The 15,348-nt window shown below is 67.2% G+C and carries 7 protein-coding genes and 3 pseudogenes; 6 read left to right on the forward strand and 4 right to left on the reverse strand.

What is annotated here, in order from left to right; all coding sequences use genetic code 11:
* Positions 1 to 702 precede the first annotated feature (702 nt).
* The 3 genes and pseudogenes from ACSNOD_RS04520 to ACSNOD_RS04530 form a co-directional block, all read left to right on the forward strand.
* Positions 703 to 936, forward strand: a pseudogene (locus ACSNOD_RS04520) (HNH endonuclease); the annotation flags it as partial.
* A gap of 99 nt (positions 937 to 1,035) precedes the next feature.
* Complete coding sequence (locus ACSNOD_RS04525; protein ID WP_436765410.1) at positions 1,036 to 1,863, forward strand: hypothetical protein; 828 nt, start codon at positions 1,036 to 1,038, stop codon at positions 1,861 to 1,863.
* A 782-nt stretch (positions 1,864 to 2,645) separates the two neighbouring features.
* The gene (locus tag ACSNOD_RS04530) at positions 2,646 to 3,641 is read left to right on the forward strand and encodes a hypothetical protein (protein WP_436765402.1); all 996 of its coding nucleotides are present in this window, start codon (positions 2,646 to 2,648) and stop codon (positions 3,639 to 3,641) included.
* Positions 3,642 to 3,831: 190 nt separating this feature from the next.
* Here the strand turns inward: ACSNOD_RS04530 and ACSNOD_RS04535 are convergent, their stop codons facing one another.
* From ACSNOD_RS04535 to ACSNOD_RS04550, 4 genes and pseudogenes are all read right to left on the reverse strand, one after another.
* Positions 3,832 to 4,473, reverse strand: a complete 642-nt coding sequence (locus ACSNOD_RS04535; protein WP_436765409.1) for a LysE family translocator — start codon at positions 4,471 to 4,473, stop codon at positions 3,832 to 3,834.
* Between the two features lie 193 nt (positions 4,474 to 4,666).
* Positions 4,667 to 5,161 (reverse strand): YbaK/EbsC family protein, encoded by a 495-nt coding sequence (locus ACSNOD_RS04540; RefSeq protein ID WP_436765403.1) that lies wholly within the window; start codon positions 5,159 to 5,161, stop codon positions 4,667 to 4,669.
* 89 nt (positions 5,162 to 5,250) lie between these two features.
* Positions 5,251 to 5,340 (reverse strand): annotated as a pseudogene (locus ACSNOD_RS04545) (IS5/IS1182 family transposase); the annotation flags it as partial.
* A 169-nt stretch (positions 5,341 to 5,509) separates the two neighbouring features.
* Positions 5,510 to 7,018: a coproporphyrinogen-III oxidase family protein gene (locus ACSNOD_RS04550; RefSeq protein WP_436765404.1), complete on the reverse strand. Its 1,509-nt coding sequence runs from the start codon at positions 7,016 to 7,018 to the stop codon at positions 5,510 to 5,512.
* A gap of 225 nt (positions 7,019 to 7,243) precedes the next feature.
* Between ACSNOD_RS04550 and ACSNOD_RS04555 the strand changes: the two genes are divergently transcribed.
* From ACSNOD_RS04555 to ACSNOD_RS04565, 3 genes and pseudogenes are all read left to right on the forward strand, one after another.
* The gene (locus ACSNOD_RS04555) at positions 7,244 to 10,111 is read left to right on the forward strand and encodes a BTAD domain-containing putative transcriptional regulator (RefSeq protein WP_436765405.1); all 2,868 of its coding nucleotides are present in this window, start codon (positions 7,244 to 7,246) and stop codon (positions 10,109 to 10,111) included.
* Between the two features lie 1,642 nt (positions 10,112 to 11,753).
* A pseudogene (locus tag ACSNOD_RS04560) lies at positions 11,754 to 12,838 on the forward strand (IS110 family transposase).
* A gap of 131 nt (positions 12,839 to 12,969) precedes the next feature.
* On the forward strand, positions 12,970 to 15,276 hold the full coding sequence (locus tag ACSNOD_RS04565; protein WP_436765406.1) for an alpha/beta fold hydrolase: 2,307 nt from the start codon (positions 12,970 to 12,972) through the stop codon (positions 15,274 to 15,276).
* Positions 15,277 to 15,348: the final 72 nt, after the last annotated feature.

The raw sequence follows: 15,348 nt of genomic DNA on the forward strand, positions 1-15,348 counted from the left end.
TGACGGGCCGGAAGACGCCCCGGTCCTGGTTCTGGGGCCGGCCCTCGGTGCGACATGGCACAGGTTGTAAAGACCGTCCGGGGGTGTCTACGCCGGTCCAGCGCGGGCACGAAATACCCGGTCAGGGCCTTCTGGTCCGGGAGGGGCCGCCCAGTTGGTGATGGCTGTGTGATAGGCGAGTGATACGGCGAGGCCCCGCCGGAGTGCGTCCTGACGGGACTTTGAGTCGAGCCGTGAGACGACGAAGCGCATCGGAGCGTCGCTCCGGTGCGGCTTCGTCTGAGATCGGCTGCGCTGGCGCGCACGATGCGGCTGGCGCTTCATGCGGTCCGTGTTCCTGTGACGCTTCCAGAATGCGCCTACTTTGCGATTGCACTCGTTGGGAGAGGAGTCCGTGTATTCCTGGCGTGCGTTGTCAGTGCCTCCTTGTACCGTCCGGATGTGCCACGCAACCAGCGCTCCTTGAACGACCAACAAGCCCAGTGGGTACTACAGTCCATCGCCGGCGGCCACGTCACGAGGGCGGAGGCTGCAGATGAACTGGGTGTATCGCGTGCTGTGATCGACGGCATCGTCGGGGGCCGGAGCTACCGTCACCTTCCCCGGCCTACGTCCCTGCCGCTACCACGACCGCGCACCTACCGCGGCAGCGCAGAGACACCAGAGCGCAGAGCCTTGCGGGAGGCACAGTTCTGGACATCAATGGACACGTCACCGGGCGAGGCTGAGTGCTGGCCCTTCCTCGGCCCGCTCAATATCGACGGCTACGGCCAGTACTACGCCGGACGGACTCTGATCGGTACCGTAAGTGCCCATCGGGTTGCGTATGTGCTGGCTCATGGCTTGGCCTCGAACCTTCCCGCACACAGGCTCGTTCGGCATCTATGCGCCAATCCCCCCTGCTGCAATCCGGCACACCTGACGGTTGGCTCGCAGCGCGACAACATGACAGACCGCTTCCGCCTCCATCGGGACCGGCCTGGCCCCCACGCGGTGCGAACCTTGACTCCACCGCCTCCCGGCGGGTGGAGGGTGATGAGCGGCGACCTGAAAGAGCTGGCACGAAAGGCACTCGAGGCGGAGTTCTGGCGGAAGATCGACCGCAGCGGCGGCGATGCCGTGTGCTGGCCCTGGATGGCGGCGAGTCGTCATGACTTCGGATACGGCTTCGTGTATTGGGAAGGTCGCCACACGCAGGCTGCCCGGGTCGCTTATGTCCTGCACCACGGTCTGACCCTGGCACGTATCGACAGTGATCTTGTTGTTCGGCATCTGTGTCCTGGAGGCAGTAATCCGGGCTGCTGTAACCCGCACCATCTCAAGCTGGGGACACAAAAGCAGAACATGCATGATCGTCTGGCGCAGGGCAAGTACGACCGGGGAGATGACCACTTCGCAACCAAAGTGCCTAACCGGGAGGTCAGGGCATTGCGGGAGGAATACTGGAACGCTCCTCACGGGAAGCGGCCTAAGCTCGAAGTCCTTGCCCAGCGGCATGGCGTGTACTGGGGAACCATTCACCGTTGGTTGCGCGGGGCCGGCCGCCAAGAAGCAGGCGGCCCCACCGGCGAACTGGAGCCCGAGGCGGAGGCACGGACAAACCATGCACGCGGCGAAGCCCACCGCATGGTGAAGATATCCGACGCTCGGGTGCGCGAACTGCGCGAGACCTACTGGAGCATGCCCACGAAGCAGCGGCCGTCCACCGTGTCGCTAGCCGCACGGCTGGGCACCGACTCCAAGACCGTGTGGAACTGGCTGCACGGAAAGTCGCGGCTGTCGGCGGGTGGCCCTACCAGCGCCTCTGTGGAGAACAGCGGGCAGCAATCCGGGAAAGAGCCCATACCTGATCGGCAGTCGTGACGAGCTGTACCGCCTCCGGCGAGCGGCGCCGGTCTTCTCGCAGAAGGACGCCCGAGAGGTCTTCCACACCTGGTCGGGACGGTACCCCAGCGTCCCCCCCGTTATAGGGGCCGTCGTGAGGCGGTTCATCGACGAGTGCGGCCGGCCTCCACCGACCTCGCGACACATGCCGGGCCGGTGCCCATCACGTTCGGTGGGTTGCTGGTTCGTGCGTACGCCCAGGCCGGTCGAGCCCGGGAACCGTTCGCAGATCCTCGACCTCTTGGACGAGCTGCTGTTCTTCGGGTCGTACGGAGTGGCAGAGCGGTCGCGGGCGTCGATCGGAGAGAGCAGGAACACCCGTATGAGGTGCGGAGTGCCAAGGTCCGTTTCCCTCTCCCCTCCCAAGGGTTGGCGAAGTATCCGATGCTGGCGACGAGTCGTGGCAATCCGCAGGAAGGGTGGCGTACGGTGATCGAATGGTGGCGATACTGCGGTGTACCCCAGGCGAGGCCAAGTTCCTCGGCAGCCGGAAGCGGCAGGAGCAACTCGATGCCGGCTGGGAGTCAGTCGGAGAACGGGACGAGTGGAAGAGCAGACATGTCGTCCTGGTGGTGACCGGGCAGGAGAGAGGTCGACCGCGAGTCGAATACGTGGGGCAGGCCCGGAGCAGTCGCCCCGCCGGGACCTTCCGGCGTGTGGTAGAGGTGACTCAACTCCATCGAGTCGCGCCTCCGGTCCCGATGGAAGATTTGTCCGATCAACTTCCGCTCCGACACAGGGACGCAGTCGACCGGTCCGGCGTGTTGACGAAGCGGTCCGGCGAAGAGTTGCTGAACGCTCTTACCACGCTCCGGGCGGATCTGGCCGCGGTCATCGCCCAGTTGCAGGAAAGGGTGGGTGGCGTCCGGATCCTCGGCAGAGTGCGGGAGCTGTTCCTGGAGCAGAGAGATGCCACCGGACTGGCCCTTCAACTGGGCGGATTCGACCGAAGCATCATTGAAGAGGCGAAGTTCCCGGAAGAGGGCGGGGATCAAATCCCTGTCCTCGCCACCCTGCCGGGACATCCGGCGCACGAGGACCACCTCGTCGCTCACGATGCGCAACGCTTCTCTGACTGGATCGGAAGTGACGCGGAGCATCTCGCGAAGCGTGTATTCCACAAGGGCGACCAGCAACTGTTCATCGCCAACGTGAACCGCCTGCCGGCTGAGGACACGCTGGGGGTCGACCTGATCTATCACCATGTGAGCCGGGACAGCTTCATCCTTGTTCAGTACAAGAAGATGGCCCAGGTCGGAGCCGGGCGCAGCGAGTGGGGATATCGGCCGGATGGTGATCTTGACGACCAGCTTAAGCGCATGAGGCAGGTAGAAGAGGCGTGTATGCGGCTGGAACAGGATCCGCCGGCCGATTACCGCTTCGTTCACCAGCCATGCTGGATCAAGTTCTGCAAGTCCGAACAAGTGGCGCCCAAGGGAGATGCACTGATCGGCGGGATGTACCTTACGCGCGAACACGTCGAGTGGCTGCGAGGGCGGCCCGGACTGGCCACCGGTCCGAAAGGGGGTGAGCTGTTCGGCTACCACACGGTGCCCCGATATCTCGACAACACGACCTTCACCCAACTCGTGCAGGACGGCTGGATCGGAACCCGCGGCAGGGCCAGTGACATCATCCAGGCCCAGATCAAGGCCAGTCTCGACGGCTCGCGCGCACTGGTCTTCGCTGGCCTCATCGGCGACGACACGACCCAGGCCGAACGTACGCGGGAACGCAGGGGCGGTCTCACGGGCTGAGAGTGTGAGGGGTGGGGTCGACCGTGAACCGGTGGATCCGCCCTCACCACGGCAAGAAGCGGACTTGAGCCGCCGGTCCCGGGGAGAGCGGCGGGGTATCGGCGCGCCGCGGGCTCGGTCAGCGCTCTTCGGTGGCCCGCTCGGTATGGAGAAGGCTGGCCATGTGAGGATGCGGTCACTGCTGGGAAGGTCAGTCGCGGCCGGTGGTAGCCACCAGGAGCCCCAAACTGATCATCGCGAAGCCGCCGGCCCCGCCCACCAGAGACAGGCGGCGTTCGGATCGGGCGAACCATGTGCGGGCGGCCGAGGCCGTCAGGGCCCAGGCCGTGTCTGTGATCAGGCCGATACCGATAGGAACCAACCCCAGAACGAGCATCTGGGCGGGCACCGAACCGGCTCCGTGGTCGACGAACTGCGGAAGCACGGCAGCGAAGAAGACGATGCCCTTGGGGTTGGTGGCGCCCACCACGATGCCATCCACGATTGTACGGAGAACGTCGCGCGGCGACTGCTCGGCCGTACGCACAGGCACCAGTCTCAACTGCTTACGGTGCCGGAATGCCTGCACGCCCAGGAAGAGCAGGTAGGCGGCACCAGCCAGTTTCACAACGGTGAAGGCGGTCGCGGAGCGTTCGACGAGCGAGCCCAGGCCGAGAGCGACGAAGGCCACCAGGAGATAGGAGCCGATCACATTACCCCAAGCGGTTGCCAGAGCTGTGCGCCGGCCATGGGCCAGCGCCCGGCCGACGACGAAGAGCACGCTCGGTCCCGGGATCACAATCACAAGCAGGGACGCCGCTGCGAACGCGAGCATACGCTCAGCGGGCACCATAGTTTCATCCTCCACCACCCGAAGAAGGTAGGCGCCCGACCGGTGCCCCGACCGCCGGGCGCCGTGCCAGAACCTTCGGCACGGGTCCTGTCGGGAAAACGGCCCTTGACGCCGTCCGCACGGACCACTCGCGCGACCAAGGGCCTGACACCGTGAGCGATCCAGCGTCAACCGAAGTACGGCGCTTGCTTCTTCATGGCGAGGTGATGTCGGCAACCATGCTGTTCGATGGAATCCGCACGATGTCCGCCGCCCTCGCCTCCACAGTGCAGTCCGATCGGCCACTCCCGCAGAGCACACTGCCCATCTGAGGCACCGCGGCGTCGAAAACCACGGTGACGTCCGGAGCATCGCACAGGGGGCCGACCCCGCCGCGTTCCATGTCCAGCCTTTGCAGCGCTGCCTCATCGGCGGCTGCCAGCGCCGAGCGCGGAACTCCCAGCACGGACGCCAGTCGACCGTAGCGGATGCGGGCCGGGCCTGGAACGGCTGCCAGCGCAAGGCGATCGGGGCCGACACTGAAGGCCACCGTCTTTAACGACTTCTCGATGTCCTTCTCAGTGAACGCGGTACATGCCCGGATGTCTGCGCCGGTGCGGATCTCAACGTGCCGGTGCACGGTGAAGGGCACCTTCGCCGCGGTGAGGAGTGCGGCAGCAGGTGGGGACGAAGAGTGTGCACTATCCATGAATCTCCTATCGCGACGGTTCAGATCGCTTAGAGCTATTTCAGTCGGTGAGTCTGCGGTGGCATATCAGGGTTGCGGCGATGGCTGTGAACCCGGGCCTCGGTCCACTCGGTGAACCGGCGAAAGGTGGTCACCCCCGACGGCCCGAAGCCCGGTGGCAATTGGTTCCAGGTACATCCCGGCCCTCCGGCACCATCCGCTCGACAAGCGCAGCAGTCATCACCCCAGACTGCCGCAAGATCACACCAACTGAAACAGCCTCTAATTCGTGACGGCCACGTCGTCTGTGCACAGCCGAGTGGGTCAGGTTCAGTGCGGACGAGCAGGGGCGGCTTGATCCGACGATGTTCAGTGCGCTCTTGGCAAGCGGCGGCCCATCGCCGGTGAGACGCCGGCACCGACGGGGTCGCGCTCGATGGGCGAGAAGTCGTAGCGATCCAGGGGGTCGTGCTTGAGGTCAGTGATCGACAGGTTGGTGGAGCGAATCCGCGCGCGTACTGCCTCGCTGGCGAGCTTGATGGCGATGCTGTCTGCGAACGGGGCTCCTCGGTCAGTCACCCAGATGTGGGTGTCGCTGACGCCCAGCAGTCCGTGATCGACAAAGGGGCTGAGTTCGGCACCGAACCGCTCGACGGGGTCGACGCCGTACCTCTTGCGGAACTCCTCGCGATGTACGCCACTGGACCGCAGGGCGAACATGACGGCGCGGCGCATGCGCTCCTCGGCGTTGAGCCGGACACCGCGCCACACCGGCGGGCGTCCGCTCTCGACGGCGTCCATGTAAGAGCCGACTGTGCACTCGTTGTAGTACTGGGTGTGGCCGACGTAACCGAATCCGGAGACGCCGAAGGGCAGGAGATTGATGTCCTCGATGGAGTCGAACTTGCTCTCCTGTTGGCGAGAGTGGTGATGCTGGTCCTGCGCGTAGTAGAACAGCGGGCCGCGGCGGAATCTGATGCTTTTCATGATCGCCTCGGTCGCGAAATGCATGAGCAGCCGGTCCCGGTTACCCGGGAAGATCTCGGGATTCTTCCGGTAGTGCGCGGAGATCGGATCGGCCTGCTTGAACATCAGGGGGAAGATGTTGAATTTTGTCACCCCTGCCGAGACCAGGCTGCGGATGGTCGTGTACCAGTTCTGGAGGTTCTGGTACGGCAGGCCGAAGATGAGATCGACTGAGAGGTTGTCCACCCCACGATCGGACAGCATCCCCAGCAGACGGTGCACGTCCGCCGCGGTGTGGCCGCGGTTGAGCTTGCGTAGGATCTGGTCTTCCATCGACTGGACGCCGAACACCCAGCGGTTCACTCCCGCCTCCGCGATGGCGTCGAGGCGATCCACATAGTCAGGCGCGTCGATGACACTGGGATGGAGCTCGAAGGTCATCTCGGTCATAGGGGTCACCCCGACCGCACTGCGCAGGCTACGGAAAACTTCGCCTATCTGGCCGGCGTTCAGGTACGAGGGCGTGCCACCACCGAAGTAGACGGTGTCCGCGGACGGGTGACCGGCCAGGCTCCCCACCATGGAGAGATCCTCGCGTAACGCGTGAAGGTAGCGTTCGACGCGCTGGTCCTCCGGGAGGATCTCCTTCGCGAAGTGACAGAAAGTGCAGCGCTGCTCGCAGAAGGGGATGTGCAGATACACGTTGCAGGAACTGGTGGCCTGCGGCAGGAAATCCATGGGGTCCACGGCGCCCATGGCCTTGAGCGGAGGATAAGTGCCGATCAGATAGTAGTTCTCGATGGGCTGCAGGATCCCCAGCTCTGTCAACGCGTCCAGCGGGAGACCTGCGAGCGCCGATTGAGCCTCATCGGCTACCTCGCGAAAGCTCGGAAATAGAGAGACTGCGTCCATTCTTCCGCCCCTTGGCTTCGACGTGCGGCCCACGCTACGAGTTCGCCCGGGAAGATGGATGTCCGTCCGGTGGCCCCCTGTGGTTGGGGAGTGTCTGCGCGGTGTCTCTCCGGTGTCTGCATGGCGGCTGAAACCGATCGTCACAGCAAGTGGATGTGCCTACCATGGCCCGCAGTCTCCCGTTGTGTGGCGTCAGGAGCACGTACTGCGGAGAGGAGCGTCGCCTTGAGATTCGGCATCTTGGGGCCTGTCGTCGCCTGGGCAAGTGACGGGACCGAGGTGAAGCTGGGAGGACGGCGGCCACGAACCTTGCTGGCAAGGCTGTTGTTGGATCCGCGTGAGGTCGTGCCAACTCAAGATCTGGTGGAGGCGTTCTACGGCACGGAGCTACCCGACAGCGTCCGTAGCACGCCGAAAACCGCCGCCAAACTGCTACGGCAAGCGCTCGGAGAGCAAAGAGACCTCATTGAGACCTGCCCCGGTGGCTACATGATCTCCGCTGCCCTTGATGACATCGACGCCTACCGCTTCCGTGCGCTGGTCCGTAAGGCCGAGCGGCAGGACGCCCTGGAGAAAACACGGACGCTGTCTGAGGCGCTGAGCCTGTGGCGCGGACCGGCCCTGGCTGGGCTGAACAACGCTGTGTTCCGGTCAGCCGCCTCAGGGTGGGAGGAGATGCGGCTGGTTGCGCTCGAGCGAAAGCTCAGCGCAGATCTGGAACTCGGCAGGCACCATGATCTGGTCGGTGAATTGTACCAGCTCGCCGAGAAGCACCCCAAACGGGAAGCTCTGCGTGGCCTGTTGATGAAGGCGCTGTTCCGATCCGGCCGCACGACTGAGGCATTAGAGGTCTACGCGACCTACCGTAACCAGGTTCGCAGCGAATTCGGCATCGAACCTTCACCGCAGCTCAGCCAACTTCAACTGCGCATTCTTAATATGGACCCGGAGCTACAGGAATCAGCTTCGGACAGGTCGATTGAGTCTGTTGTGGTTGGACCCGCGTTGGTCCCGCCACCCGCTCCCGCCGACCGGTCCCCGGCAAACCTGCCGGCCCGCCCTCATGGGGTGATTGGCCGTGCCGAGCAGCTTGCCCTCATACAGCGCACGCTGACCACGAATCGTGGGTATCTGCCGGTCGCAGTCATCAGCGGACCGGGGGGCTACGGCAAGACCACTCTGGCCATCGAGGCGGCCTATCGCATGAAGGGCCACTTCCCGGACGGCCAGCTCTACGCTCACCTGGCCGGCGCGCAGCCTCAACCGGCGAGCGCGGGGGACGTCCTCGCTCGGTTTCTCACACTTCTAGGCATCTCTGAGATCCCGGCGACGGTCGACGCCAAAGCCGAGGTGTTCCGTGCCGCCATCGCCGGAAGGCAGCTGCTCGTCGTGCTCGACGATGCTGCGACCTCGGCACAAGTGTTGCCGCTGCTTCCCGGGGAGCCGGGCTGCGCGGTGATCGTGACGAGTCGCAATCCGATGCCCGGCATTGGCGGTGAGCACATCATGATGGGCCCGATGAGCCACGACGAGGCAAGCGAGCTGATCAGCAGTCGGGTAGACGTCGACCACCACGGCGGTGCACCCGCCGCGCTCAAGCGATTGATCGAGCTGTGCGGCGGCATGCCCTTGGCATTGGATCTGGCCTGTGCCAGGCTCGTCACCCACCCTCACTGGAACCTGAGTCACCTTGCTGACAGGCTCGCGGACATTGACCAGCGGCTTTCGGTGCTCAACGTCGACGGCCGGGATGTCCGCAAGTGCTTCGAGCTCGGTTATCAGCTCCTCTCTCCGGATGCCCAAACCCTGATGCGGATGATCGGCTATCTCGGCGTTGGGGAGATCAGCGCTTGGACCGCCGCTGCCCTAGCAGACAGCACACTCGGTCATGTCACCTCGCTTCTGGACGAACTTGCCGCGACCCACCTGCTGACTGTCACCGGGACCGTCCCGTACATCCACTGCCGGGTCCATGACCTGGTCTTGGCCTACGCGCGGGAGCGAGCGACGACCGATGGCGATCTGGCCGAGCTGCGCACTGGGCTGAACCGCGCCTTGGGCGCCCGGTTGGCCCTTGCGGACACCGCCTACGTCGCCATGCATGGACCTCATCAGCGCGCTCTGGCCGGCAGCACTGTCCGGTGGACCCCGGCGGACTCCGTGCTGCGGATCGCGGGATCGGCCACCGACTGGTTCACGGCTCGCCTTCCGGAAATCTCCCAGATGGTGCAACGCTCCGCCGAGGTTTGCCTGTACGAAGCCTGCTGGGAACTTGCGGTCGCACCGCAGACAGCCATGGAGGCTGGTGGCTACTTTGATCTTTGGCTCACCACGCACATGAGGGCCCTGTCCGCGGTCCGCTCGGCGGGCATCGAGTACGGCGAGGCCGTACTGCTGCACTCGCTGGGTTATCGCGCGCTCGTCCTCAGAGACCACCTCGAAGCCGAAACCCACCTGCGCCAGTCGGCCGAGATCTTCAGCCGCCTCGGTGACAGCGAAGGCCAAGCCGTTGTCATGATTCTGCTTAGCGACGCATGCCGTCTGCGAGGCGATCTGACTGCTGCCCAGGCAGCCTGCGAGGAGGGTTTCGCCCTGCGGCCGACCAACAAGCGGGCCCGCGCCGGCCTGTGGCTGAATCTAGGGCGGGCACAAACCCATGGTGGCGAGCTCGCGCGGGCCACTGAGTCGCTGCGCCAGTCACTCGACCTCTTCGAGCAGAGTGACGATCTCCGGGGACAAGCCGAGGCCCACTGCGATCTCGCGCGGATCTACGTCCGCGAAGCCAACCTGGCTGCTGCCGCCGCCGCGTTCAGCTCAGCCTTCCAGAGGGCTCAAGCCGTCGGCGACACTCTCGGTATGGCATACATCCTGACCGACCTGGGTGAAGCCCACGCCCAGCTAGACAGCGCGGAGAACGCCTATCCTCTACTGCTCGAGGCGGAAGAGCTCGCCCAGCAGGCCAACAACATGTATGTCCGACGGCGAGCGAGGCAAGCCCTCGCGAAGCTGGCTCATCCGATGGCACCGCCAGCGAGTCCAACTCACCCGGACGGTTCAGCGCTTCTGCGCGGCGGTAGGCCAGCAGGGCACTGAATGCTGAGCCAGCGCCGATGTCGGCTGACGCTACGGCACTGGTGGCGATGGGTAAAACAAGTCCGGCTGCTGAGGCGACGGTACGCGGATGGTACGCGGCGCTGTTGCTGCGTGGTTTGCTGGGAACAACTTCGCCAAATCGTGCGCTAAGGGGTATCGGCGCTGGTCAACGAGACCATTGAACGGCTGGTGCCGCTGTGCTGTGCTGTCTTCGAGCGGGGAGGCAATCAGATTTAACTGCAGCCACTTCGGTGGATCCGGCCAGGGGCGCGCACAGTGACCAGCTAGGTCCTGGGCAGGCTGGCCGTGGCACGGTGTGGAGGCATGCTGCCGTCGTTCTTCGGTCGGCGGTGGTTTGGAAGGGGCGCACGAACAGGTGCGGGAAGCTCTGCACGTTGAGTGGTGTCAGTCCGGAGGGGTGCAGGCAGCGGCCGGGACCTTGTGACGCTCAAGTCCCTGACATACGCGGCGGAATGAAAGGGAGGGCGTCGCGGAATCGACGCGTGGACGAGTCAGGAAGTCATCAGGAGAGCCCGTCGGGACGTTGAGGGAGTGGTAGGCCCGCAGGCCCGCAGCGAGGTGGAGGCAGCGTGTCTCGGTGCCCGCGGTGCCGGGGCGGGCACGGCGGAGACCGATCCTGGCGGGGCCCTTCACACCTGCGGTGGTGCGGGGAGATAGGGCCACCGCCGTAGCCGCAGTCGCCGTGTTAGTGAGACACCGTTAGCCTCACAGTCGGCGGGAGCTGGAGGCCGCCGTGGTACGGCTGACTTGTCCAGCCACGTCCGCTCAGGACCGGCCTCAACTCTTCTCCGTACAAGCGTTACCTTCCTGGCCGTGTTCACCGCACATTCACACGGCCGGGGAGGTCAGGGAGGACCTGGTCGGTGAGATCGGCAGGCCCAGCAATGCCGACCGAACAGCACAGGCCCTCAACAGGCCGCCACGGCACCGACCGCCTTGGGCCGCCAGGCGTCATTCAGCAGTCGGGGCGGGCATCCGTATGACCATCCCCCTCCGCGGTACTCGAAGGCGCGGATCCGGGTAGGTGATTGCCCTATGTGCTTTCACTGGCCGTGCGCCTGCTATCGAGGAGCAGCTGCTCGACGCCTGCTTCTACGAACTCGACTTCCGACTGGGTGACGGCTCTTGCCGGGCTGCTAGGGCGTAACTCCTCGGGGCCTCCACGACATGACTTCGGGACAGCCGTCAAGCAACAGGAGGGCTCGAGGCCGTTCGTGCAACGGCCGATGAAGGGCTGCTGGTGAGGCGGGTCCGCAGGCTGTCTGTCAATGCCGGTCACGATTGGGCGAGAAGTCGACTCTGCGTCAGCCCGTCCAGGCCAGGTTGAGCGCCGGTTCGGACGAAGTCACCCGGCTGTGGTCGGGTCATGCCGTTGCGCCGGGATCGATAGGACGGTTGCGCAGTGCCGTCCCGGACGGAGGTCTGACTCTTGAGATCTTTGACCGAAGTGTCCAGTCACAGGCTTGTCGACTGTTGTTGCGGGATGGTGTCTGCTGTCACCGAGCCACAGGGCGTGTCCCTATAGGGGCCTTGCCGAGTTTCAGGCGCCATCACGGTTCAGACCGCCCGAGCAGGCCGGTGCCATCCACCCAGCATGTCACCACGCAGGAGGCGAACCACCATGACGACCAGACAGCACAGCACTTCCCCCAGTACGGATCCTTCCGTTCGGCGTGAGGTCGTGCTGGGTGTTGACACGCACGGCGAGGTTCACGTCGCCGCCGTGGTGTCCCCGCTGGGGAAGGTCCTGGGCACCGAGTCCTTTCCGGCGACGGTAGCCGGCTACCGGCAGCTGCTCGTGTGGGCCCGTGAACGGGGGACGGTGGGCCGGGCCGGTGTGGAGGGCACCGGCACCTTCGGCGCGGGCCTGTCCCGCTACCTGCTGGCGCAGCAGGTCCAGGTGTACGAGGTGAATCGGCCCGACCGCGCGGCCCGCCGGCTGCTGGGGAAGTCGGACCCGCTCGACGCGCAGGCCGCCGCTCGAGCCGTGCTCAGCGGCCGCGCCCGGGCCCGGGCCAAGTCCGGCGACGGTCCGGTCCACAGCGCCCGGATGTTCAAACTCGCCAAGGACTCCGCGGTCAAGGCCCGTACCCAGGCGATCAACCAGCTCAAGGCGGTCCTGGTCATCGCCGACCCCGCCCTGCGGGAACAGCTGTCCAGCCTGGGCAACCGCGAGCTGATCCGCACCTGCGCGCGCCTCGCCCCACACGCGGTGGGGGAGACGAGGACGCGGTGGCCCAGGCCACCCATCTGAAGTTGCGCATGCTCGCCGAGCGCATCGAGCAGATCGACGAGCTGAACCAGCGCCTGACCCGGCTCGTCGAACGCCACGCCCCACAACTGCTCGAACCGGTGGGCATCGGCCCGGACAGCGCCGTCACTCTCCTGATCACCATGGGAGACAACCCCGACCGGCTGAACACCGAGGCGTCCTTTGCTGCCCTTTGCGGAGTCAGCCCCATCGAGTACTCCTCGGGCCGGCGGCGCACGCGTCGGCTCAACTACGGCGGCGACCGTCAGGCGAACGCGGCCTTGCACCGCATCGTCTTCACCCGCCTGCGCCACGACCCGCGCACCCAGGCGTACTACGAACGCCGCACCCAGGAGGGCAAGACCCGACGTGAGATCATCCGATGCCTCAAGCGATACGCAGCCCGCGAGGTCTTTAACCTGGTCAGACCGGTATCTAGCACCCCCGCGTTATAGGGGCGTCCGTGAGACGTGAGAGCGTCTGGGGCGTGAGTGAGACACCGTCGAACACCCTGCAATACCGCTTTGACGGGCCGGAAGACGCCCCGGTCCTGGTTCTGGGGCCGGCCCTCGGTACGACATGGCACATGTGGGACCGCCAAATACCCCGCCTCGTCCGGAATCGGCGCGTCCTGCGGTACGACCTCCCCGGTCACGGCGGCGCCCCCGCCAACCCCGCCGACACCGTCGCCGAGCTCGCCAACCGGCTGCTCGCCACCCTCGACGAGCTGGGCATCGAGCGCTGGGACTACGCCGGCTGCTCCCTCGGCGGGGCGATCGGGGTGGAACTCGCCCTGCTCCGCCCCGAGCGCGTCGCCTCGCTGGCGCTGGTCGCCACGGCCGCCCGGCACGGCGGCGCGGACGAGTACCGGCAGCGGGCCGCGACCGTACGGGCCGGCGGGCTCGACCCCGTGGCCCGGGCCGTCACCGACCGTTGGTTCACCCCCACCTTTGCCGCCGCACAGCCCGCGATCGTCGACTGGTCCGTGCAGATGGTGCGCAGCACCGACCCGGGCTGCTACGCCGCCTCCTGCGAGGCGCTCGCCGCCTTCGACGCCCGCGCCGAGCTGGGCCGGATCGCCGTTCCGACGCTCGTGCTCGTGGGCGCGGAGGACCGGGTGACGCCCCCGGCCGACGCGCGGGAACTGGTCGCGGGCATCCGGGACGCCGGATTCGCGCTGGTCCCGGGGGCGGCGCATCTGACGCCCGTCGAACAGCCGGCGGCGGTCACGGACCTGCTGGCGCGCCACCTCGACGACACGGCCGCCGCGGCGCTGGCCGACCTCGCCACCCGCCGTACGGACCGACTGCCCGCCCTGCTCGGGGCCGTGGTCGCCGTACTGCTCGCGCGGGCCGCGCTCACCGTCCGCCAGCGGACCGCGGCGGCCGACGCCGGCGCCGAGATCCGGGTCCGGCTGCGCGACGAACTCCTCGCCCACCTCGGCCGCCTGGGCCCCGCCCACCGCGCCGGCCGGCACACCGGCGCGCGCTCGGGGGCCGTCCGCGCCACCGTCGTCGACGGCGTGGAGGGCGTGAACGCCTATCTGTCGCGCTATCTGCCACAGCTCGCCGTGGTGTGCGCCCTCACCCCCGCCCTGCTGCTGGCCGTCGCCTTCCTCGACCCGCTCGCCGCGCTCGCGCTGACCGCCGCCACGGCCCTCGCGCTGGCCGCCCCCCGGCTCTGGGACCGGGCCCTGGCCGGGCGGGGCGCGGAGCACTGGGACAGCTACGAGCACCTCGCCGCCGACTATCTGGAGGCGCTCCAGCACATGCCGGCCCTGCGCGCGGCCGGGGCCGTGCCGCGGCGGCGCGCCCTCCTCGAACGCCGCTCGGCCGCCCTCCACCGCGCCACCGTCGCCAAGCTCCGCGTCTCCCTCGTCGACACCGCGCTCACCGACCTCGCCATCCAGGCGGGCACGGCCGCGGCCGTCCTGCTCGCCTGCGCGTCCGCCGCGACGGGCGGCGCCGGCGCGCCGCGCACCTATCTGCTGCTGATGCTCGCCTCCGAGTGCTTCCGTCCCCTGCGCGACCTCTCCCGCGAGTGGCACGCGGGCTATCTGGGCGTCTCCGCGGCCGAGGGCATCGCCGCCCTGCGCGCCGCCGAACCCGCCGTGGCCGACACGGGCCGCCACCCGGCCCGCCCGGCCGAACGGCCGCTCCCCGCACCCGAGATCGTGTTCGACGCGGTCCACTTCCGCCACTCGGGCGCCGGGCGGCCCGCCCTGCGCGGGGTGAGCCTCGTCTGCCCGGCCGGCCGCACCACCGCGATCGTCGGCCCCTCCGGCGCCGGCAAGTCCACCCTCCTCGCCCTCCTCCAGCGGCACCGCGACCCCGACGCGGGAACCGTACGGATCGCCGGCCGGGACGTGCGCGACCTCCCCCTGGAGGACCTGCGGCGCGGCATCGCGGTCGTCTCCCAGGAGACGTTCCTCTTCCACGCCACCGTCGCCGACAACCTGCGGCTCGCCCGGCCCGGGGCGACGGCCGACCAGCTCGTCGCCGCCTGCCGCGCCGCGGGCGTCCACGACGAGATCACGGCCCTGCCCCTGGGGTACGAGACGGTGCTCGGCGAGCGCGGCGCGACCCTCTCCGGCGGTCAGCGCCAACGGCTTGCCCTGGCCCGGGCGCTGCTCTCGGACGCGCGGGTGCTCGTCCTGGACGAGGCGACCAGCGCGGTCGACGAGCGGGGGGAAGCCCTCATCACCCGCTCCCTGCGGGAGGCGACCCGCGGCCGCACCTGTCTGGTGGTGGCCCACCGGCTGGCCGCCGTACGGGACGCCGACCGCATCGCCGTTCTGGACGCCGGGCGGATCGAAGCGGTCGGCGACCACGACTCCCTGACGGCGGCGGGCGGCACGTACGCCCGGCTGGTCACCGCCGATCTCCCCGCCTGAACGGCCTGTCGCGCCCTCCGGCAGAACTGCCGCACCCTCCCGCCGCCCCGGGCGCGACCCGCCGGCCCCGCC

The sequence above is a fragment of the Streptomyces sp. URMC 123 genome, from assembly GCF_051386515.1.
Classification (GTDB): Bacteria; Actinomycetota; Actinomycetes; order Streptomycetales; family Streptomycetaceae; genus Streptomyces.

Coding starts and splice junctions, on each gene's coding strand:
- ACSNOD_RS04525 (WP_436765410.1), top strand. CDS start 1,036: ATGAGCGGCGACCTGAAAGAGCTGGCACGAAAGGCACTCGAGGCGGAG.
- ACSNOD_RS04535 (WP_436765409.1), bottom strand. CDS start 4,473: ATGGTGCCCGCTGAGCGTATGCTCGCGTTCGCAGCGGCGTCCCTGCTT.
- ACSNOD_RS04540 (WP_436765403.1), bottom strand. CDS start 5,161: ATGGATAGTGCACACTCTTCGTCCCCACCTGCTGCCGCACTCCTCACC.
- ACSNOD_RS04550 (WP_436765404.1), bottom strand. CDS start 7,018: ATGGACGCAGTCTCTCTATTTCCGAGCTTTCGCGAGGTAGCCGATGAG.
- ACSNOD_RS04565 (WP_436765406.1), top strand. CDS start 12,970: ATGTGGGACCGCCAAATACCCCGCCTCGTCCGGAATCGGCGCGTCCTG.